The organism is Bacillus sp. JFL15, from assembly GCF_001184225.1.
Classification (GTDB): Bacteria; Bacillota; Bacilli; order Bacillales; family Bacillaceae; genus Bacillus; species Bacillus siamensis.
In genome coordinates this window covers 3660564-3682321 of record NZ_KQ236689.1, presented here as the reverse complement: position 1 = coordinate 3682321, position 21758 = coordinate 3660564, and the positions used below count along the sequence as shown (strand labels likewise).

The 21758-nt window shown below is 46.1% G+C and carries 24 protein-coding genes; 20 read left to right on the top strand and 4 right to left on the bottom strand.

The features are described 5' to 3' along the window. The first annotated feature begins 7 nt into the window (after positions 1-7). From dapB to AD710_RS17915, 17 genes are all read left to right on the top strand, one after another. The gene (gene dapB, locus AD710_RS17990; RefSeq protein WP_003153497.1) at positions 8-811 is read left to right on the top strand and encodes a 4-hydroxy-tetrahydrodipicolinate reductase; all 804 of its coding nucleotides are present in this window, start codon (positions 8-10) and stop codon (positions 809-811) included. Positions 812-834: 23 nt separating this feature from the next. Then, positions 835-1248 (top strand): methylglyoxal synthase, encoded by a 414-nt coding sequence (gene mgsA / locus AD710_RS17985; protein WP_016939081.1) that lies wholly within the window; start codon positions 835-837, stop codon positions 1246-1248. After that, positions 1241-1954 (top strand): bacillithiol biosynthesis deacetylase BshB1, encoded by a 714-nt coding sequence (gene bshB1, locus AD710_RS17980; RefSeq protein WP_049628687.1) that lies wholly within the window; start codon positions 1241-1243, stop codon positions 1952-1954. The genes mgsA and bshB1 overlap by 8 nt, the downstream gene beginning before the upstream one ends. Beyond that, entirely contained in the window at positions 1951-3084 is a 1134-nt protein-coding gene (bshA, locus tag AD710_RS17975) for an N-acetyl-alpha-D-glucosaminyl L-malate synthase BshA (protein ID WP_049628686.1), read from the top strand. Before bshB1 ends, bshA begins: the two co-directional genes overlap by 4 nt. A 4-nt stretch (positions 3085-3088) precedes the next feature. Then, on the top strand, positions 3089-4279 hold the full coding sequence (locus AD710_RS17970; protein ID WP_049628685.1) for a CCA tRNA nucleotidyltransferase: 1191 nt from the start codon (positions 3089-3091) through the stop codon (positions 4277-4279). Beyond that, positions 4264-5241, top strand: a complete 978-nt coding sequence (locus tag AD710_RS17965; RefSeq protein WP_049628684.1) for a biotin--[acetyl-CoA-carboxylase] ligase — start codon at positions 4264-4266, stop codon at positions 5239-5241. The genes AD710_RS17970 and AD710_RS17965 overlap by 16 nt, the downstream gene beginning before the upstream one ends. A 244-nt stretch (positions 5242-5485) precedes the next feature. Beyond that, positions 5486-6319: a 3-methyl-2-oxobutanoate hydroxymethyltransferase gene (gene panB, locus AD710_RS17960; protein WP_016939076.1), complete on the top strand. Its 834-nt coding sequence runs from the start codon at positions 5486-5488 to the stop codon at positions 6317-6319. Between the two features lie 3 nt (positions 6320-6322). After that, a complete protein-coding gene (gene panC, locus AD710_RS17955) occupies positions 6323-7183 on the top strand; it encodes a pantoate--beta-alanine ligase (protein ID WP_049628683.1) in 861 nt (286 codons plus the stop codon). A 1-nt stretch (position 7184) separates the two neighbouring features. Beyond that, on the top strand, positions 7185-7568 hold the full coding sequence (panD, locus tag AD710_RS17950; RefSeq protein WP_045927211.1) for an aspartate 1-decarboxylase: 384 nt from the start codon (positions 7185-7187) through the stop codon (positions 7566-7568). Positions 7569-7689: 121 nt separating this feature from the next. Then, a complete protein-coding gene (dinG, locus tag AD710_RS17945) occupies positions 7690-10476 on the top strand; it encodes an ATP-dependent DNA helicase DinG (protein WP_049628682.1) in 2787 nt (928 codons plus the stop codon). A 147-nt stretch (positions 10477-10623) separates the two neighbouring features. Then, positions 10624-10794, top strand: a complete 171-nt coding sequence (locus AD710_RS19415) for a YpmA family protein (RefSeq protein WP_003153512.1) — start codon at positions 10624-10626, stop codon at positions 10792-10794. 9 nt (positions 10795-10803) lie between these two features. After that, positions 10804-11289 (top strand): cell wall elongation/penicillin-binding protein regulator TseB, encoded by a 486-nt coding sequence (gene tseB / locus AD710_RS17940; RefSeq protein ID WP_049628681.1) that lies wholly within the window; start codon positions 10804-10806, stop codon positions 11287-11289. A 22-nt stretch (positions 11290-11311) separates the two neighbouring features. Beyond that, complete coding sequence (locus AD710_RS17935) at positions 11312-12493, top strand: pyridoxal phosphate-dependent aminotransferase (RefSeq protein ID WP_049628680.1); 1182 nt, start codon at positions 11312-11314, stop codon at positions 12491-12493. Between the two features lie 134 nt (positions 12494-12627). Continuing rightward, positions 12628-13920, top strand: a complete 1293-nt coding sequence (gene asnS, locus AD710_RS17930) for an asparagine--tRNA ligase (protein ID WP_049628679.1) — start codon at positions 12628-12630, stop codon at positions 13918-13920. A gap of 94 nt (positions 13921-14014) precedes the next feature. Beyond that, positions 14015-14713: a DNA replication protein DnaD gene (gene dnaD, locus AD710_RS17925; protein WP_016939069.1), complete on the top strand. Its 699-nt coding sequence runs from the start codon at positions 14015-14017 to the stop codon at positions 14711-14713. 18 nt (positions 14714-14731) lie between these two features. Beyond that, a complete protein-coding gene (gene nth / locus AD710_RS17920) occupies positions 14732-15391 on the top strand; it encodes an endonuclease III (protein ID WP_016939068.1) in 660 nt (219 codons plus the stop codon). Continuing rightward, positions 15388-15879 (top strand): YpoC family protein, encoded by a 492-nt coding sequence (locus AD710_RS17915; RefSeq protein WP_049628678.1) that lies wholly within the window; start codon positions 15388-15390, stop codon positions 15877-15879. Before nth ends, AD710_RS17915 begins: the two co-directional genes overlap by 4 nt. A gap of 77 nt (positions 15880-15956) precedes the next feature. On the opposite strand, the gene AD710_RS17910 is transcribed toward AD710_RS17915, so the two are convergent. Together AD710_RS17910 and recU are read right to left on the bottom strand one after the other, a co-directional pair. Continuing rightward, positions 15957-18737: a PBP1A family penicillin-binding protein gene (locus AD710_RS17910; protein ID WP_049628677.1), complete on the bottom strand. Its 2781-nt coding sequence runs from the start codon at positions 18735-18737 to the stop codon at positions 15957-15959. 38 nt (positions 18738-18775) lie between these two features. Continuing rightward, a complete protein-coding gene (recU, locus tag AD710_RS17905; RefSeq protein ID WP_029575375.1) occupies positions 18776-19384 on the bottom strand; it encodes a Holliday junction resolvase RecU in 609 nt (202 codons plus the stop codon). Between the two features lie 41 nt (positions 19385-19425). Between recU and AD710_RS17900 the strand changes: the two genes are divergently transcribed. Then, positions 19426-20388 carry a DUF2515 domain-containing protein gene (locus AD710_RS17900; protein WP_049628676.1) on the top strand — a complete coding sequence of 321 codons (963 nt, stop codon included), beginning with the start codon at positions 19426-19428 and terminating at the stop codon, positions 20386-20388. A 38-nt stretch (positions 20389-20426) separates the two neighbouring features. Here the strand turns inward: AD710_RS17900 and sspM are convergent, their stop codons facing one another. After that, positions 20427-20531 carry an acid-soluble spore protein SspM gene (sspM, locus tag AD710_RS17895; RefSeq protein ID WP_016939063.1) on the bottom strand — a complete coding sequence of 35 codons (105 nt, stop codon included), beginning with the start codon at positions 20529-20531 and terminating at the stop codon, positions 20427-20429. 204 nt (positions 20532-20735) lie between these two features. On the opposite strand from sspM, the gene AD710_RS17890 reads away from it, so the two are divergent. Together AD710_RS17890 and AD710_RS17885 are read left to right on the top strand one after the other, a co-directional pair. Further along, the gene (locus AD710_RS17890) at positions 20736-20981 is read left to right on the top strand and encodes a DUF5446 family protein (RefSeq protein ID WP_049628675.1); all 246 of its coding nucleotides are present in this window, start codon (positions 20736-20738) and stop codon (positions 20979-20981) included. Positions 20982-21026: 45 nt separating this feature from the next. Then, positions 21027-21395: a YppE family protein gene (locus tag AD710_RS17885; RefSeq protein WP_049628674.1), complete on the top strand. Its 369-nt coding sequence runs from the start codon at positions 21027-21029 to the stop codon at positions 21393-21395. A gap of 37 nt (positions 21396-21432) precedes the next feature. Here AD710_RS17885 and AD710_RS17880 read toward each other — a convergent pair whose 3' ends face one another. Next, positions 21433-21615, bottom strand: a complete 183-nt coding sequence (locus AD710_RS17880; protein ID WP_003153532.1) for a YppF family protein — start codon at positions 21613-21615, stop codon at positions 21433-21435. Positions 21616-21758: the final 143 nt, after the last annotated feature.

Below are 21758 nucleotides of genomic sequence, written 5' to 3'. Positions count from 1 at the left end.
AGAAACCATGTCAAATGAAACCATTAAAGTCGTAATCGCCGGACCGAGAGGCAGAATGGGCCAGGAGGCCGTAAAACTTGCCGTCCGCACGCCACATTTTGAGCTTGTCGGCGCCATTGACCATACATACGATCAGCAAACATTACGGGAAGTGATGTCAGCTGATTCAGATGCTCTTATTTATACGGATATCCGCGCATGTTTCCAAGAAACAAAACCGGATGTGCTGATCGATTTAACAACGCCTGAAATCGGCAAAAAACATACGAAAGCCGCTCTTGAACACGGCGTCCGTCCTGTTGTGGGAACGACCGGGTTTTCCGAAGCGGATTTAGAGGAGCTTCAAGCCTTGACTGAAGAAAAAGGAATCGGCGCCATTATCGCTCCGAACTTTGCATTGGGCGCGGTGCTGATGATGAAATTCTCACAAATGGCCGCCAACTATTTTGAAGATGTAGAAATCATTGAGCTTCATCATGATCAAAAACTGGACGCACCGAGCGGAACGGCGCTGAAAACAGCGGAAATGATTTCAAGCGTCCGTACAGAAAAGCAGCAGGGTCATCCTGATGAAAAAGAAATCCTGCCGGGCGCCCGCGGTGCTGAATTAAACGGCATCCGTCTTCACAGCGTGCGTCTGCCGGGTCTTATCGCCCACCAGGAAGTCATGTTCGGCATGGACGGCCAAACGCTGAAACTGCGCCATGACTCCTACAACCGGGCTTCCTTTATGTCAGGAGTGAAGCTGTCAGTAGAGCAAGTGATGAAAATCGACCAGCTTGTGTACGGCCTCGAAAATATTATCGACTGAATCGGCAAGGGGGAGAATATCAAATGAAAATCGCTTTGATTGCTCACGATAAAAAAAAGCAGGATATGGTTCAGTTTACGACCGCATATAAAGATATATTGAGCCGCCATGAGTTATACGCGACGGGCACGACAGGCTTGAAAATCCAGGAAGCGACCGGATTGTCCGTTGAACGTTTTCAATCCGGCCCGCTCGGCGGAGATCAGCAAATCGGGGCATTAATTGCGGCGAATGCTCTTGATCTCGTCATTTTTCTGCGGGATCCGTTAACTGCGCAGCCTCACGAACCAGATGTATCGGCGCTGATCCGGCTGTGTGACGTATATGCGATCCCGCTGGCCACAAATATGGGAACAGCGGAGATTCTCGTCCGTACGCTGGACGGCGGGGCGTTTGATTTCCGCAATCTCGTGCGCGGAGGAGAGCCGAATGTCTGAACACGTTGATATTCTTGCGTTCGGCGCCCATAGCGATGATGTCGAGATCGGCATGGGCGGCACAATCGCAAAATTTACGGGGCAGGGAAAAACCGCTGTGATATGCGATCTGACCGAGGCCGAGCTGTCATCTAACGGAACGGTAAGAATAAGAAAAGAAGAAGCGGCGGAGGCCGGCCGAATTCTCGGCGTGAAAGAGAGAATCCAGCTTACGCTTCCTGACCGCGGGCTTTTGACAAGTGAGGACAGCATCCGCCGGATTGTCAGTGTCATCAGAGCATGCCGGCCGAAAGCCGTTTTCATGCCTTATCCGAAAGACCGCCATCCGGATCACGGCAATGCGGCGGCATTAGTCGAAGAGGCGGTATTCTCAGCGGGAATTCATAAATATAAAGATCACCGGGAACTGCCGGCTCACAAGGCTCAAAAGGTTTACTATTATATGATTAACGGATTTCACCGTCCGGACTTTGTAATCGACATAACGGAAACCATCGATCTGAAAAAAGAAAGCCTGCACGCCTATCAAAGTCAGTTTATTCCGACGGCGCAGTCAGTGAACACACCGCTGACAAACGGTTATATCGAAATGGTGGAAGCGCGGGAAAGACTGTATGGCAAAGAAGCCGGGACGGGGTATGCCGAAGGTTTCTTTTCAAAACAGCTTCCCGTTTTGAATGATGATGTTTTTGGGGGCGGACAATGAGACCATTAAAAATAGGGATTACATGCTACCCGAGTGTCGGAGGCTCGGGTATTATTGCGACGGAACTCGGCAAGCTGCTTGCGGAAAAGGGGCACCAGGTTCATTTCATCACATCAAGCATCCCGTTCAGATTAAATACATATCATCCGAATATTCATTTTCATGAGGTGGAGGTCAACCAATACGCGGTATTTAAACATCCGCCTTACGACCTTTCACTGGCGAGCAAAATCGCTGAGGTTGCCGCAAGGGAAAATCTTGATATCATCCACGCGCACTATGCGCTCCCGCATGCAGTATGCGCTTATCTCGCCAAACAGATGCTAAAGCGCGACATCGGCATTGTTACGACGCTTCACGGTACGGACATTACCGTTTTAGGGTATGATCCGTCATTAAAAGATTTAATCCGGTTTGCCATTGAAGCGTCCGACAGAGTGACCGCTGTATCAACCGCGCTTGCCGGGGAAACATATGATTTAATCAAGCCGGATAAAAAAATTGAGACCATTTACAACTTTATTGATGAACGTGTTTATCTTAAGAAAAATACAGAGAGTATAAAAGAGAAACACGGTATTTTGCCGGATGAGAAAGTCGTCATCCATGTTTCCAACTTCAGAAAGGTAAAACGCGTGAAGGATGTTATCCGTGTTTTCCGTAATATCGCAGCCAAAACAAAGGCGAAGCTTCTGCTTGTCGGAGACGGACCGGAAAAGTGCGTCGCTTGGCAGCTTGTCGAGAAATACGGCCTGCAGGACCAAGTGCTGCTCCTCGGAAACCAGGACAGGGTGGAAGAACTGTATTCCATCAGTGACCTTAAGCTCCTTCTTTCTGAAAAAGAAAGTTTCGGACTCGTACTTCTGGAGGCGATGGCCTGCGGTGTGCCGTGCATCGGAACGAATATCGGCGGAATACCGGAAGTGATTAAAGATCAAGTAAGCGGTTTTCTGGTGGAAGTCGGCGATATTCAAGCGGCTTCTGAAAAAGCGCTTGCCGTTTTAGAAGACAAACAGCTCAGCAAACGTTTGACTGAACATGCGCTGAAAATGGTGGAGACCGCCTTTTCTTCGCAACGAATCGTCAGTCAGTACGAACGAATTTATGACGAATTGGCAGGACCGGAGTGATCTTATGGAACAGGAATTTGTCAAAGCCCTCCCCATCCTTCACCATCTGATAAAGGCGGGCCACCAGGCCTACTTTGTCGGGGGAGCCGTCAGAGACAGCTATATGAAACGAAAAATAGGTGATGTGGACATCGCGACAAGCGCTTCGCCCGATGAGGTGGAGCGCCTCTTTGAGCGTACCGTCGATGTCGGCAAAGAGCACGGCACCGTAATCGTCTTATGGGAAGATGAAACATATGAAGTCACCACCTTCCGCGCCGAATCAGAATATAAGGACTACCGGCGTCCTGAAGCCGTCCGGTTCATTACATCTTTAGCAGAAGACTTAAAGCGGAGAGACTTAACGATTAATGCAATGGCGATGTCTGCCGAAGGAGAATTGCTTGATTATTTCGGAGGCGTTCATGATATCGCGCAAAAGCTGATCCGTACGGTGGGGAACCCTGAAGACCGTTTTCGGGAAGACGCTCTGCGGATGATGAGAGCCGTCCGGTTTATGAGCCAGCTCGGCTTTCTGTTAGAGAAAGAAACAAAAGAGGCCGTCATAAAAGACAGGGAGCTTTTGGCGCACGTATCAGTAGAACGAAAGACCGTCGAGTTTGAAAAGCTGCTTGTTGGCGCATCTTCAAAAGAAGCGATTCAAACAATGGTGCAGACAGGTCTGATACAAGAGCTGCCCGGTCTTTCCGGTTATGAGAAGCAAATGCTTGAAGCGAGCGGATATCCGTTTTCCTCCTTAGATACGCGCGAAGAACGCTGGGCAGCGCTGTTATTATTTCTCGGTCTTTGTCCGAAAAGCGCCGAACCGTTTTTAAAACAATGGAAACTGCCGGGAAAAGTCATAAAAAAAGCGGTGCAGATCGTAAGCGTTTATCCGGCGCAGCTTGAAGCCCAGGCGATGTACCGGGCTGGAGATGCGCTGTTTTCAGCCGTTAAAATCGAAATGCTGAAAAAGCATAAGACGGTTGATGAACAAAAGCTGAAAGAGATTCGAAGCCTGTATGAGCAGCTGCCGATCAAAAGCCTTCGTGATCTCGACATTTCAGGCGCTGATCTGATGGAGCTCAGAAACCGCCGTGCGGGTAAATGGATTGCCGAAGAACTTAGCCGGATTGAAGAAGCGGTATTGGCAGGGAAGCTCTCCAACCGAAAATATGACATAAAGGAGTGGCTCGCATCATGGGATCAACATTAAGAACCCGATTAATTGATTTATTTTCTGAGGCGGGTGACGGCTTTATCTCCGGGCAGAAAATAAGTGACGCGCTCGGCTGTTCGAGAACCGCCGTTTGGAAACATATAGAAGAGCTCCGTAAAGAGGGCTATGAGGTTGAGGCGGTCAGACGAAAAGGGTACAGGCTCATCAAAAAACCGGGGAAACTCAGTGAATCTGAAATCCGCTTCGGGCTGAAAACAGAGGTTATGGGCAAACAGCTGTATTACCGGGACGTCCTGCCGTCCACCCAAAAAACCGCCCATGAACTGGCCAATGACGGCTCGCCGGAAGGAACACTCGTAGTTGCCGATAAACAAACGGCAGGCAGAGGAAGAATGTCCAGAGTGTGGCATTCTCAGGAAGGAAACGGGATATGGATGAGCCTCATCCTGAGACCGGAAATTCCTTTGCAAAAAACGCCGCAGCTCACCCTGTTATCTGCCGTTGCGGTCGTTCAGGCTATCGAATCCTTTACCGGTGTACAGCCCGCTATTAAATGGCCGAATGATTTAATGATTCACGGCAAAAAGGCCGTCGGAATCTTAACTGAGCTGCAGGCGGAAGAAGACCGTGTCCGTTCGGTCATTCTCGGCATCGGAATCAACGTGAACCAGCGGGAAACCGATTTTCCCGGCGAGCTTCAGGACATTGCGACAAGCCTCAGCCTGGAAGCCGGCGAAAAAATTGACAGAGCGGGTCTGATACAAGAGATTCTGCTGACTTTTGAAAAACGCTATCAGGATTATCTGAAGCACGGGTTTACACCGATTAAGCTGTTATGGGAAAGCTACGCGGTCGGATTGGCGAGTGAGCTCAGAGCGAGAACGCTGCAAGGGACATTTTACGGGAAATCGCTCGGCATTGATGATGAGGGGGTCCTTCTTTTGGAAACGAAAGACGGAATAAAGAAGATCTATTCTGCCGATATTGAGCTCAATTAATCTTAGTTGGTACAAGCCTCGTGAATTTGGTATACTTCCTATGGGCAGTATCATAATGAACTGCACCTGATCAGCAGAACAGAGATTACGAAAAGTCTGCCTTGATCCAAAAAAGGACTGGGACAGAGGGATGACATTCGCTGAACGTTAAACAAGTGGGAATCCTTCTTATTGTACAGAAGGCTTTTTTGCTTGCGAAGAATTGGCGGATCATCTCCTCACCGTTTAGAGGAGGAGAATCAGAATGAAAACAAAACTGGATTTCATGAAAATGAAGGAAAACGGAGAGCCGATCGTGATGCTGACCGCTTACGATTATCCGCAGGCAAAACTGGCGGAACAGGCTGGAGTCGACATGATTTTAGTCGGGGATTCGCTCGGAATGGTCGTGCTCGGACTCGATTCAACCGTCGGCGTAACGGTCAGTGACATGATTCACCATACAAAAGCGGTAAAACGCGGTGCGAAAAATACGTTTATCGTAACCGACATGCCGTTTATGTCTTACCACCTTTCAAAAGAAGATACATTGAAAAATGCCGCGGCCATTATTCAGGAAAGCGGAGCGGACGCGTTAAAGCTTGAAGGCGGAGACGGCGTTTTCGAATCCATCCGCGCGCTGACACTCGGCGGAATCCCTGTCGTCAGCCATTTAGGCCTTACACCGCAGTCTGTCGGAGTGTTAGGCGGATATAAAGTGCAGGGAAAAGATGAGCAAAGCGCGAAAAAGCTCATCGAAGACAGCGTGAAATGCGAACAGGCGGGAGCGATGATGCTCGTGCTTGAATGTGTGCCTGCTGAACTGACCGCAAAAATAATAGAAGAAGTATCCATTCCCGTCATCGGAATCGGAGCCGGCTCAAAAGCTGACGGCCAAGTTCTTGTTTATCATGACGTCGTCGGCCACGGCGTGGACAGAACACCGAAGTTCGTGAAGCAATATGCCAAAATCGACGGCGCGATTGAATCTGCGCTCAGCGGTTATGTGCGTGATGTGAAAGAACGGGTTTTCCCGGAAGAAAAGCATTCTTTTCAGATCAACCAAACTGTGCTGCAAGGCTTGTACGGAGGAAAGTAAGCGATGAAACAACTGACAGAAACTCAACAGCTGAAAGAACTGATTGCGCAATACCGCTCAGAAGGCCGTACGATCGGATTCGTCCCGACAATGGGTTTTCTTCATGAAGGACATCTGACGCTGGTTGAAAAAGCAACTAAAGAAAACGATATTGTCGTGATGAGCATCTTTGTCAATCCGACTCAATTCGGACCGGGCGAGGATTACGAAGCATATCCGCGTGATTTAAACCGCGATGCCCGGCTTGCAGAACAGGCGGGGGCAGATGTATTGTTTACGCCGTCTGCAAGTGACATGTATAAAGGCGAGCAAAATGTTGCCGTGCATGTAAAAAGAAGAACTGACGTGTTATGCGGCGCCTCCCGCATCGGTCATTTTGACGGAGTGGCTACTGTGCTGACGAAGTTTTTCAATCTCGTTAAACCGACCCGCGCCTATTTCGGGCTGAAAGATGCCCAGCAGGCAGCGGTTGTGGACGGATTGATTGAGGATTTCTTTATGGACATCGAATTGGTTGCGGTGGATACAGTCAGAGAAGAAGACGGACTTGCTAAAAGCTCTCGCAACGTCTATCTGACTGAGCAGGAACGAAAAGAAGCGCCGATGATCTATAAAGCATTGCAAAAAGGCGCCGAACTGATCAGAGACGGTGAAAGAAATCCGGAAACCGTCATAAAAACCGTCACCGATATCATCGAAAACACAAGCGGCGTCATTGATTATGCCGAATTGTACGCTTATCCTGAACTGACTCCGCTTAAAACGTTAAACGGCAAGATCATTCTGGCCTGTGCCGTTCAATTTTCTAAAGCAAGGCTGATTGATAATATCATTATTGATATTGATGAATGGGAGAGATCATAATATGTACCGCACTATGATGGCCGGAAAACTGCACCGCGCTACCGTGACGGAAGCCAATTTGAACTATGTCGGCAGCATTACGATTGATGAAGATCTTTTGGATGCCGTCGGAATGCTCGTTAATGAAAAAGTTCAAATCGTCAATAATAACAACGGAGCGAGACTTGAAACGTATATTATTCCCGGTAAGCGGGGGAGCGGCGTGATCTGTTTAAACGGAGCTGCTGCCCGCCTCGTCCAACCAGGAGATAAAGTCATTATTATTTCTTATCAAATGATGTCTGATCAGGAAGCAAAAAGCCATCAGCCGAAGGTGGCGGTTTTGGACGATCAGAATAAAATCGAGCAGATGCTGGGCCAGGAGCCGGCGCACACGATTTTGTAAAAGAGCCCCCTTCATGGGGGTTTTCTTTTAAGATTCAGGGGCAAAAGCTGTTTTTCCGCTCCATTTCTCAGCAAAACGTGTTACACTTTTCTCGTATGCAAGAATTGAGGTGTCCATTTTAATGAACAAGCAACGGTTCGTTGTCATAGATGTCGAAACAACAGGAAATTCGCCGAAAAAGGGCGATAAAATCATTCAAATCGCAGCGGTTGTCATTGAAAATGGACAAATAACTGAGCGGTTTTCAAAATATATCAATCCGAATCAGGCCATTCCGCCGTTTATTGAACAGCTGACCGGAATTTCATCCGGTATGGTTGAAAATGAACTGCCGTTTGAAGCGGTCGCAGAAGAGATTTTTCATCTGCTTGACGGCGCGTATTTTGTTGCCCACAATATTCATTTCGACCTCGGATTTGTCCGGCATGAACTGAGCGAAGCGGGCTATGAGCTGCCGGATTGTGAAGTGCTTGATACGGTTGAGCTTTCGCGTATTGTTTTTCCGGGGCTTGAAGGGTATAAGCTCGGTGAATTGTGCACGGAGCTGAATATTGTGCATGACCGGCCTCACCGCGCAGACAGTGATGCGGAGGTTACGGGGCTGATCTTTTTAGACATTTTACATAAACTGAAACATTTGCCTTTGCCGACGTTAAAGCAGCTTAGAAGGCTTTCACAGCATTTTATCAGCGATTTGACGCTGCTTTTGGATTCTTTTATACATGAAAGCAGACCGGCGGCAGAAGAAAGCTGCATTCCATACGGGTCTTTTTCAATTAAAGAGCCCGAACAAATTCCGGCTTCCCGTCCGGTGAGTGCTGCCATTGATCTTGAAAAATGGAACGATGAAAAAGAACAGCTCTTATCTGACATCATCCCCCGCTATGAAAAGCGGAAAGGGCAGCTTGCGATGATGGATGAAGTGATTGGCGCCTTCTGCAACCGGGAGCATGCGCTGATAGAAGCGGCGCCCGGCATCGGGAAAACAATCGGTTATCTCGTTCCGGCTGTCTTATTTGCTAAAGCGGAACAGACTCCCGTCATAATCAGCACGTACTCTACTCTTTTGCAGCAGCAGATCATGTCTAAAGATATTCCGCTTTTGGAGCGTATGTTTCCATGGCCGGTTAATGCCGCTGTTTTAAAAGGGAAATCGCATTATCTGTGCTTGCGCAAGTTTGAACATATTCTGCATGAGGAAGATGACAACTATGATGCGGTTCTGACGAAAGCACAGCTCCTCGTCTGGCTGACAGAGACTGAAACGGGCGACGCCGCCGAGCTGAATCTTCCTTCAGGCGGCAGATTGCTGTGGGAGCGCATGTCTTACGATGAGGATTCTTTTTTGAAAAAAGGGAAGGACTCTGCTGCCGGATTTTATGAACGGGCTAAAGAAAAAGCGCAGGCCGCAGATCTGATTATCACCAACCATGCTTTGCTGTTTGCAGATCAAAGCAGTGAAACAAAAAAACTGCCCGCAAGCGGAACGGTCATCATTGATGAAGCGCATCATTTCGAACGAGCCGCCAGCGAGCATCTAGGGCGGAGAGCTTCGTACATCGGGCTGCACACAAAGCTCAGCCGAATCGGAATATTAAAAGAACACGGGCTGTTAAAGCGGATGAGAAAACTGTTTTATACGTATGAATTGCCGGCCGAAAGTTTTTTTGACGCCGATGAGTGGATGAAGCATATTCAATCTGAAAGTGACGCATTTTTCAGTTCGGTGCATTCTTTTGTCAAACGAAGAAAACCTAAAGACGATCTGAACCGTCTCGTCTATAGTCTGAATCATAAAAGTCAGGATAAAGGCCTTTACATGATAACGGACGGAGCGGAGCGGCTTTGCGCGATGCTGGATCAGCTGCTCGACGTGTTTTCAGTACAGGAGAAACTGTTGCATCAAAAGCTTGATGAGATGAAGAGCGGAGCGGCCTTTTTAGCGGCCGAGTATGTAAAATGCATCAGAGGGCTGAAAGAATATCGCGATACGTTCAGCAGACTGCTGTTTGAAAATGATGAGAAAGAAGCCGTTTGGATTGAAATTGATGCCAAGGGCGCAAAAAACGCCGTCAGCATCTATGCACAGCCGCTGGAGCCCGGTGAAATGCTGGCAGACCAGTTTTTCGCCCGTAAAAAAAGCGTAGTGCTCACATCAGCGACCTTAATGGTGGAGCAGTCTTTTCAATTTATGATTGAAAGGCTCGGACTGTCGGATTTTTATCCGCGCACCAAAAGCATCCCGTCTCCTTTTTCTTATGATGATCAGATGAACGTCATCATTCCGAAAGAGATGAAATCCCTCAAATATGACGGAGAGCGGGAAGTTATTGAGCATATTGCCAAGTATGCTGAAATCATGTCAAAGGGAAAACAGCCGAAGATTCTTATCCTGTTTACGTCTCATGATATGCTGAAAAAAGTGTATCAGGAATTAAAACTCAGTATGGAGATCTCAGGCATTCAGCTTCTCGGCCAGGGCATCTCGGGCGGAAGTCCCGGTAAATTAATGAAAACCTTTAAAACGGCAAGCCGGGCGATTTTGCTCGGGACGAATCATTTCTGGGAAGGCGTTGATTTTCCGGGGGATGAATTGTCAACCGTCATGATTGCAAGGCTTCCTTTCCGGGCGCCTGATAATCCGCTTCATGCCGCAAAATGTGAATTCGCCAAGAAGCAGGGGAAAAACCCGTTTCAGACGATTTCTCTGCCTGAGGCCGTGTTAACGTTCAGGCAGGGAATCGGGCGCCTGCTCCGTACGGCGGGAGACAAAGGAACGATCGTTCTTTTAGATCAGCGTGTAAAGACGGCGGGGTACGGGCGGCTGTTTCTTGATGCGCTCCCGACTTCATCCCTTTTGGAACTGACGGATGCCGAACTCGGGGATTACGTCAGCCAAACGGAATAAAAGCCGCATAAACGCGGCTTTCGTGGTGTGGGATGAGGAATTGTTTATATGGTAAAAGCGGGTTCATGCCGCCTTGTGATTTTATTATGCCGCGCGTGCATCCCGTTATGACTAACAAAATTTGTTCGACCGATGGAGGGTATAAAAATGGAAAGCAAAATTGAGATTCTTTCTACAATTAATGTGGAGCATTCAGATGATTTATATAAAATCGTCGATACATTAAACCGGACTTTGAAAAGAGATAATCTGATGTTCGGACTGGCGCTTGACGAAGAAAATCAAAATGAAGCGGTCTTCACCATTTATCGCACATAGGTGAAAAAGATGAGAAAAAAAGCGTTAATATTTACAGCCGTATTTGGTATTATTTTTTTAGCGGTTCTTTTATTTTCGGCCAGCATTTTTAAATCTGCAATGGCTCAAAAAGAGGAAGGCCACGACACAGCAGCCGCAGCCGCTAAAGAAAAAACGGATCTGACAGATGCTGAGAAAGTGGAAACCTTTGTCGGTAAACAGAAGTATTACGTTGTGTCCGGAACGGATAAACACGGAAAAGACATGTATGTATGGGTCCCGGCCGGCAAAAAAGCAAAAATTCTCTCGAAAAAAGCCAGTGACGGCATTTCAAGCAGCAAGGCTGCCAAAATCGTTCAAAACGCAGGGCTTGTTTCAAAGCTGAATGACGTTCACCCGGCGAGAGAAAACGATGTCCTGCTGTGGGAAGTGACCTATATCAACAAAAACGGGCAGTATAGTTTTAGCTATGTGGACTTTACAAGCGGCAAGATTCTCAAAAACATCACACCGTGAGACGTATTAGGGGGAGTTCAAGTTGAAATTGGCAAAAAGAGTATCCGCATTAACACCGTCTGCAACACTTGCAATTACCGCAAAAGCGAAAGAGCTGAAAGCAGAAGGCCATGATGTCATCGGCCTCGGAGCAGGAGAACCTGATTTTAATACGCCTCAGCACATTATAGATGCCGCGGTGCGTTCCATGAATGAAGGCCACACAAAATATACGCCTTCAGGCGGTCTGCCGGCCTTGAAAGACAGCATCGCTGAAAAATTCAAAAACGACCAGGGGATTGAATATAAACCGTCAGAAATCATTGTCTGCACCGGAGCGAAGCATGCCCTGTACACATTATTTCAGGTTATTCTCGATGAAGGAGACGAAGTGATTATACCGACTCCTTACTGGGTAAGCTATCCTGAGCAGGTGAAATTGGCAGGAGGACGTCCCGTCTATGTGGAAGGACAGGAGTCCAATCAGTTTAAAATTTCACCGGAGCAGCTGAAGCAGTCACTCACTGAGAAAACAAAAGCAATCATTATCAACTCACCGAGCAATCCGACAGGTGTCATGTATACGAAAGAAGAGCTTAGTGAACTCGGAAAAGTGTGTCTGGAGCATGACATTCTGATCGTTTCTGACGAAATTTATGAGAAGCTTACATACGGAGGAAAAAAACACGTCTCAATCGCACAGCTTTCCGTTGAATTGAAAGAGCAGACGGTCATCATCAACGGCGTGTCGAAATCCCACAGCATGACGGGCTGGAGAATCGGTTATGCAGCGGGATCTGAGACGATTATTAAAGCGATGACGAGCCTTGCGAGCCACAGCACGTCAAATCCGACGTCTATCGCTCAATACGGCGCCATTGCGGCATATAACGGACCTGCTGAACCGCTGGAAGAGATGAGACAGGCATTTGAGCACAGACTGAATACCATCTATGCTCAGCTCAGCGAAATTCCCGGATATACCTGTGTCAAGCCTGAAGGGGCATTTTACTTGTTCCCTAACGCCAAAGCGGCAGCAGAAAACTGCGGATTCAAAGATGTTGATGAATACGTGAAGGCGCTTCTGGAAGAAGAAAAAGTCGCCATCGTACCGGGCTCCGGCTTCGGCTCACCGGACAACGTCCGTTTATCTTACGCAACGTCACTTGATCTTTTAGAAGAAGCGGTCGAAAGAATCCGCCGCTTCACGGAAAAACATAGCTGATTCTGAAAAAGCGGCTTTTGAAGCCGCTTTTCATCTGCATTGACCCCGTAAGAGTAGAACGGGTATAATAAAGTGATGAAAAAAGAGATTCAGGCAGATTCCTGAATGTCTTTCTTGTTCTGGAGGGAAAGATTTTGAAAACAACAATCAACCAAGTGTATAAACACACAGGCGAGGAAGTAACGATTGGAGCTTGGGTCGCAAATAAACGCTCAAGCGGTAAAATCGCATTTTTACAGCTGAGAGACGGTACAGGCTTCATTCAGGGAGTTGTCGTCAAAGCTGAAGTTGAAGAAAACATCTTCCAAATCGCGAAATCAGTGACGCAGGAAACGTCACTTTACGTAAAAGGGATTGTGAAAGAAGACGAGCGTTCACCGCTTGGCTATGAGCTTGCAGTCACATCCATTGAAGTCATTCACGAAGCGACAGATTATCCGATTACACCTAAAGAGCACGGCACGGAATTTTTAATGGACCACAGACATTTGTGGCTCCGTTCGAAACGCCAGCACGCGATTATGAAAATCCGCAACGAAATCATCCGTGCGACTTATGAATTTTTCAACAAAGAAGGTTTCGTGAAAGTTGATCCGCCTATTTTGACGGGAAGCGCTCCTGAAGGCACGACTGAGCTGTTCGCGACAAAATATTTTGATGAAGACGCCTTCTTGTCTCAAAGCGGCCAGCTGTATATGGAAGCTGCTGCAATGGCGTTAGGAAAAGTATTCTCATTCGGACCGACATTCAGAGCGGAAAAATCAAAAACGAAACGCCATCTCATCGAATTCTGGATGATTGAGCCTGAAATGGCATTTGTTGAATTTGAAGAAAACCTTGAAGTTCAGGAGAATTATGTTTCTTACATCGTACAAAGCGTGCTGGAACATTGTAAGATCGAGCTGAACACACTGGGAAGAGACACGTCCAAATTAGAACAAATCAAAGCGCCTTTCCCACGCATTACGTACGATAAAGCGATCGAGTTCCTGAAAGAAAAAGGATTCAACGATATTGAATGGGGAGATGACTTCGGTGCGCCGCATGAAACAGCGATTGCAGAAAGCTATGACAAACCGGTGTTTATCACTCATTATCCGACTTCATTAAAACCGTTTTATATGCAGCCTGCCAAAGATCGTGACGATGTCGTGCTATGTGCCGATTTAATCGCTCCGGAAGGCTACGGGGAAATCATCGGCGGATCTGAACGCGTTCACGATATGGATTTATTGGAAGAAAGATTAAAAGAACACGGTCTGGATTCAGATGCTTACAAATGGTATGCTGAACTCAGACAATACGGTTCTGTTCCGCACTCAGGCTTCGGCCTCGGACTTGAGCGGACAGTGGCTTGGATCAGCGGAGCGCCTCACGTGCGTGAAACAATTCCGTTCCCGAGACTTCTGAACCGTCTGTATCCGTAATAGTTTTAAAAAACGAAGTCTCCTGCAAGGGAGACTTTTTCTAAGTAAAGGGGAAAGCTCCCGGTGATAACCTTTTACAGTAAGAGGTGTAAGGATGAAAAAACAGCAATTTATAGATATGCAGGAACTCGGCATTTCAAGCATTCCCAACCTGCTGCTGACACATTACCGGCAGCTCGGGCTGAATGAAACCGAATTGATTCTGCTTTTAAAGATTAAAATGCATTTGGAAAAGGGTTCTTATTTTCCGACGCCGTTTGAACTGCAGTCAGGGATGTCCATTTCTGCTGAAGAATGTACAAGCTGCCTGAGAATGTTCATTCAAAAAGGTTTTCTGTTTATTGAAGAATGTGAAGACCATAACGGCATAAAGTTCGAAAAATATTCTCTGCAGCCTTTATGGGCGAAGCTGTATGATTACATGCAGCACTCACAAAATGAAACGCAGGAAAGAACGTCAGAAAGAGAACAAAAAAGCCTGTACACCATCTTTGAAGAAGAGTTTGGAAGACCGCTGTCTCCGCTTGAATGTGAGACGCTGGCCATATGGCAGGACCAGGATCAGCATGATGCAATTCTGATTAAACATGCGCTAAAAGAAGCTGTCTTATCAGGAAAGCTCAGTTTTCGCTATATTGACCGGATTTTATTTGAATGGAAAAAGAACGGCTTCAAAACGGTTGAGCAGGCGAAGGCGCATAGCCAAAAATTCCGGCGTGTTCAGACGAAACAAAATGAACCGCAAAAAGAGTATACGAGACAGGTGCCTTTTTACAATTGGCTGGAACAGTAACTTGAGAAGGGGAGAAACGTGTTAAATTTAAAGCAGATTGAATATTGTCTTGATAAAATCGGTGATATGTTTCCGCACGCAGAATGTGAACTTGTCCATTCAAATCCTTTCGAACTGGTTGTGGCAGTCGCTTTATCTGCGCAATGTACGGATGCTCTCGTTAACAGAGTGACAAAAACGCTATTTCAAAAATATAAACGGCCTGAAGATTATCTTGCCGTCCCGCTGGAAGAACTTCAGCAGGATATTAAATCAATCGGACTGTACCGAAATAAAGCCAAAAATATTCAAAAACTGAGCAAAATGATCATCGAAGAGTACGGCGGAGAAGTGCCGAAAGACCGAGATGAGCTAGTGAAGCTGCCGGGTGTCGGACGGAAAACGGCAAATGTGGTCGTATCCGTTGCTTTCGGCGTACCCGCAATCGCTGTAGACACTCATGTGGAACGGGTCTCGAAAAGGCTAGGCATCTGCCGCTGGAAGGACTCTGTATTGGAAGTAGAGAAAACATTAATGAAAAAAGTGCCCAAAGAGGATTGGTCTGTCACACATCACAGATTAATATTTTTCGGGCGGTATCATTGTAAAGCGCAATCTCCCCGCTGTGCGGAATGTCCTTTGCTTTCGTTATGCAGGGAAGGGCAAAAGCGTGACAAAAAAGGGCTGGTGAAACGGTGACGGCGATTAATATTCTGGCAGGCTATGAAACATACTTGCGCAGTCTTACGGATCTGGATAGCTTAGAGGTCAAAGCGGCTTTGCGCCGGCATCCGCTGTATATGGATTTCAGCAGTCAGCCAAAAGTGCAGCCATGGAGGGAAAGGAGCGAATATGTTCCGTTTCTTTTTCAGATTTGGAACGAAACGAAAGAAGCGCTGCTTCCCGTTTTTCAAACAAGAAAATCCAGGTGTGATCAAAATGATATGCTGAAGGGGATTGCCTGTCTGATTGCCGCGTTTCATTGGACGGCAGGGGAGCGGGTCGCATCACTCGATTGGTCTGTGCTTGAAACCAAGCATTTTCCCGCGGAGCCGATTAATTGGGCGGAGAGAGTGGCGTTTATTTTAACAAAACCGACTCAATTTCACTCATTTATTCAGCTTGACGAATTGATGACGGAGATGAAAAAACAATATCATAAATATGAAGCTATGAACAAATCATAAAAACCTCCTTATAAGAAAAGGAGGTTTTTTTGTATGAAAAAAATCCTTCACCTGTTTGAGGTGAAGGATTTCGTCCGCTAATGAGCGGGATTTGACTGGATGGTTGACGAATTGGACTGCCCGTTGACATTTGAAGATGAGTCTTGGTTTTTGTCCTTCTGTCCGCTGTCAGGTTTTTTCGAACCGTCTGAACCGGTGTCGGAACCATTATCAGAGCCGTTATCTTGCTGTCCATTGTTATCCGTCCCGTTACTAGGCTGATTCGGATTGTTATTATCCGTTTGATCCTGATCGGATTGGTCCGGATTTTTATTCGGGTCATCGGTTGGTGATTGATCCGATCCGTCTGACGTATCTGTTTGATTATCGTCTGTTTTCGAATCATCGGTTTGGGTCTTGTCTTTATCCTTATCATCGGGTTTCTGTTCATCGTCAGTCGCTTTATCTTTATCTGCATTGTCTTCTTCATCTTTCGGAACTTTGAAAGATGCTGATGCCGTATCGCTTTTTCCGTCATCATTTTCCGCTGTCACCTGGAAGCTGTATGTGGACCCAGGGGTGACATTTGAAACGACGGCTTCTTTTGCCGAACTGTTTTGAATGTCACTGTAGCTTCCTCCGTCAACGGATTGTTTGACATTGAATGTTGCATCGCCGTCATAATCCCAGCTTAAAGTTAATGATTTTTTATCTTTGTCGTATTTCACTTGCAAGCCAGTCGGTTTATCGGCTTTTTCTTTCGCGTACGTTTTAGAAACGGCAGTAGGTTCCGTTCCTTTTACGAAGTACTCCGTCACTTTTTTATCATCCGGCGTATTCGGTCCGGCTAAAGCGGCAGGATTCGAGCCTTTCTCAACTGTTTCTTTTACGACGCTGTCAGGCTGCTTGAAGCTTCCTTTACCGTCATCAACGTATGAGATCAGCTTTTGGAAAATACGTTTTGCAACTTGTTGGTCTGCATAAGATAATGATTTTTTACCTGCTTTGTTACCAGATTCTACACCAGTCCAAACCGCCGCAGTATATTGAGGGGTATAGCCAACAAACCAGGAATCCGGAACTCCGCCTTGAGCAATGTTATATTTTTGAATATCATCTTTAGTAAAGTTTGTTGTACCCGTTTTACCGGCGACTTCCACGTTCGGCACCTGAGCCAGCTTACCTGTTCCTGTTTGGACCGCTGATTTAAGCATATCTGTAATCATAAATGCCGTGTAGTCGCTCATTGCACTTTTCGGTTTTGGCGTTAAATCAAGCTTAGTGCCATCATTAAATTCAATCGATGTGACCGCATGCGGTTCATTGTACGTACCGTTATTTCCGAACGCACTATAAGCACCAGCCATAGTCAGAGGAGAAACCCCTGGATTATCAGCTCCAAAACCGCCGATCGAATAAGATTCCGTTACACTATCTTTGTTTAATCCCAATCCTAAGTCATTTGCGAAGTCGACGGCAGTATCTTTCCCTGCTGCTTGGTATGCTTTTAAAGCAGGAATATTACGTGAGTCCGCGAGGGCCTCTCGTATTGATATCATATTTCTGTATTTATTGTCCCAATCATGTATCGGAGTGCCGTCAGAGTACGTGTAAGCCGAATCGTCAATCTGCTCATACGTCGACCATTTTTTATTTTCAATGACCGGCCCGTAATCAAGAATCGGTTTTATCGTTGAACCTGGCTGGCGTTGGGTGTCAGTCGCGTAGTTAAATCCTCCGGCAGTTCTGTTTCGTCCTGCTCCGATGGCGCGGATTTCTCCGTTTGTCGTATCAAGGAGGGTGACGCCGCCCTGCATGCCTTGGGTAAAGCCGGCCGTGTCGCCGTTCATCAATTGATCAAGATAATCTTGTGCTTTCGTATCAAGGGTCGTGTAAATTTTTAATCCGTCAGTTGAAATATCGACGTCTTTCTTTTCTTTTGTCTCAATTTCTTTCATGACTTCTTCGACAAAAGCGCTGTATTTATTTGTGTCCTTTTTATCGTATTCCTTTTGGCTGACGACGCCTTCATCTTTCATGGACACTTTCTTCGCTTTTTGGTATTCAGAATTTGAAATGAATCCTTGTTTTTCCATTAAGCTGAGAACGATGTTCCGGCGTTTTTCGGAAGCCTTCGGGTTTTTAACCGGGTTATATCCGGTCGGGCTTTGCGGCATTCCGGCAAGCGTTGCCGCCTGTTCAACCGTAAGCTTGCTCAAATCTTTTACGCCGAAGAATTCTTCAGCCGCTTTGCCGACGCCATAGGCGCGCGGTGAGAAATAAATTCTGTTTAAATACATTTCTAAGATTTCATCTTTAGAATAATGGCGCTCCAGCTGCAGTGAAAGCCACACTTCCTGTGCTTTCCGTTTAATCGTTTTCTGATGGGTCAAAAGTGAGTTTTTCACAACCTGCTGGGTGATCGTGCTTCCTCCCTCTGAACCGAAACCATCCGTAAAGTTGGCGACCAAGGCGCCGCCGATCCGGATCGGGTCTATTCCGTGGTGCTTATAAAAACGGGCGTCCTCTGTTGCGATAAATGCTTCTTTCACAACATCGGGTATATCTTTAATCGGGACGTAGGTTCGTTTTTCGCCGCCCACTTCCGCGATTTCTTTGCCGTTTTTATCGTAAATTGTTGAAGAGTAAGGCGTTTTCAGCTTGGCTTCGTCCAAAGACGGCGCACCGGAAACTAAAACGGCAAATGCCGCGGCTCCGCCGACTATGCCAAGGACAAACAGAATAACCAAAGACAGCACAATCTTTTTGAATAAACCGCCTTTACGCTGTTTCTTTCCTTTTTTCGGTGAAGAAGACTTGGGGCTTTTCGTCTGCCTAGCCTTGCGGCGTTCTTCACGGCTCTTAAATTGATCTGACATAACATCTCAACCTTTCGTTAATCAACCTTTCGCTCAGTCTACTGTCCCTGCGAAAAATAAAGCTGTTCAATAATACTAATATAATCAATTCTCGGTGAGTATCCAAGGGAAATCGGAAAGGAAGCATCTTCTAATTCGTCTTTGCGAATCGACTTTCTGCCGTTGTTCTCCTTTCTCTCCCAAAAGACAAACAGCTTGTCGGCCTCGAGGAAATAAACCTTTTCGAAAGCGGATATAATAACAAAACAAATGCCGTCTTGCCTGACCACCTGCTTCATGTGCTCAATTTGATGGTCATGAAAATTCTGCAGGGGAAATGCCGTTTTGTTTTTTGTTTCTTTTGCTTCGAAATCAATGTAGCGCCCTTTATAAATCCCATTGTAATCGGTTGTCGAAGACTGCTTAAAATAAGCCTCCTTAATGACTGCGGCGCTTCTTTTCGGATAATGGACGTTTACAATCTGGACGGGAGTCGGCTTTTTGTGAATAACCGCAATTTGGTTAGCCAGATAATACTTATTCGTTTCATTCAGGTCGTCTTCGAGGGTCATGCCGCGATTACTGTATGAATGAGACCGTTTCTGGCTGTTTTGGGATGAAACCGTTTTGTTCGGCTGAAAAGTTTTTCCATTCGGATACCGAATCACTTTTTCCATCCTCCTTATCAAACTCATAGTGACGGAAGTGAATGAACGTGCATAAACGACAGACCGTAACCGCCATTCTTCATCAGATCGAAAAAGAGACGAAAATAAGAAATGCCGATAACATTTCTAGGACAAATGCCTATAAAGCATATTATGACCGCCATCCTGAAATCAAATGGCCGCTTTTGGCATCTTTTGTGTCCCGCAATGCGGGCTGGTCGATGACTGATTTAAGAGGCGTCCTTTATCAGGAGGGTCTTGACAGCAGGCAGAAAAACTGGTTTTTCCTTTCGTATGAGAGGGCGAATTGGCTGATTTTTTCTGATGCCTATCCTCAGCTTCTGATCTACCAGTGGTCAAAACAGATCGGCGAACCTCTTTTCTGTCATCTCCCTTATTTCCGCGTCTCGGCTTTCATGCAGGAAGAATGGCTCCGCTTTTGGCGTGACGGAGATACGGAACGGCTCATGTATGCTCTTATTATAAATGAACAAAACACTATCCAAGCACCTATTATACAAAATCCTTCGTTTAAAAAGAATGTTTTTGGTACGATTCCTTTTTATTTAAGTGATTGGTTTCACTTTAACACGGTGATATTCCCCTCATTTGACGGATGTTTATACGGAATTTCCGTCAAACGGTTTTCAAAAACAGAAGAAAGAATCACGCTCGGAAAACAGCTTGCCCGTCTTTTGTTCAGTCCTAATCTTCACGCTTCTTTTTACCGTTTTCTCGATACCGTTCCTCATACCGGCTCGCGCTTTGATATGGAGAAAATGATCGGCATCAAAAAAAGAACGTCACCGATGCTGAGGACAACTTATCCGATTGTTGACCACTCATTAGACGGCAAAAAGGCGGATTGGTTTCAAAAAAGGTTAAGGAAAGGGGCTTTTTTACAGGAGAAAATGCCGAAACAGCTTGAACTGACGGACTGGTATTTACAGAAAAGGCGGGAGCTCCACGCGCTTTTTGCGGTTAAAGAGTGGCTTAAAAAATAAAAAGCCCGAAACCGTTCGCTGCGGTTTCGGGTGGTGTCTTACGTAGAAGGGCGGTTTGGGCCGCCTAATTTTTTATCAAGCGTATCAGTCGTTTTTGATTCGTTTTTTTGCTGTTTACCTGCATTTTTCGGTCTCGTTTTCATACGGCACCTCCTCAACTGTATCGTTTGCATTAACGTGCCTGTTCATACAAAGTTTGCGGCACTTTTTTGTCGAAAAGTCCGTCTTTTAGGTTAATATCTGTTTGTTTGCCGAACTGCTTCTAGTTTTGTCAGGTGCGGAGGAGAGCGGTATGAAAACGAGAATTATATCAGGAGAGACGCAAGTGACAAAAGGGAGGAACATGAATGTCTGTTTACACGAGTAAGGCTGATATTCTCCGTCTGCTTTCTGATATCGAAGTCCGGATTTCTGCCGCTGAAAAGACGCTTACACAGGCAGTTAAGTCCTGTCAGGCGGAAGCTGAAGAAATCAGGCAGAACCGGCTTGCCCGCATTGAAGAAGAGGCCCGCGAGCTTCATGTTTGTATTGATGATCTGTTTTTGACTGACCGTCGTAAAAAGGATTTGCCGAGAGCCTGCCAGATCAGCTGATTTTATGTGAAAACTTTGGTACGATATGTACTGAGGTGAGTCCGTTTGCAGAAACAGTCGTTATTGAAACTGACAGTACAAATGATAGAGGCGGCTCTTGAAGCCGACAGAAGATATCAGGAAGGAAAAGAAACCGGCCGTTCATATGATTTTTTTGATGTGATTAAACCCGATGTTGAAAAAAAAGACCGGCTTTGCGCGATTTGGACTGAAGCAGCGCTTGCGTTTATTCAGGAAAACCGTCCGAAATACGTTCATCACGCCCAAATTCAGGCCGTTTCAGAAAATTTCGGAGAGCTGATCCTCCAATCATATGTTCATCATATTCATAAAAAAAGGTACAAGGATCTAACTGAATCTGTTTTATATACGCTTCGTATATTGAGAGATGAAATTGAAAAAGAAGGCAGCTGAAACAGCTGCCTTCTTTTATATAAAGGGGTCGGGTATGTTATTCATACGCCGGGTTTTCTGCTCCACTTGCTTCGAGAACCTTCATACTGTTACGAAATTCGGTTGCGGTGAGATGGCCTTGAATATAGAGGAACTTGGCAAAGTCCATCAGTTTATCTGCACAATCTGTTTCATATTTTTTCACTTCTGCAAAACGTTTTCTTAAGTATGATACGTTCATAATGGTGCATCCCCTCTCATGTATGTTGAGATTATGTTAACATAACGATTCGACTTTTTTCTGTTTTTAAAAAATTAAGACTTTCGACAGCATTTGACAAAGATGAGGCTTTCCGAAAGCACATAACCAAGGCGGGATTCATA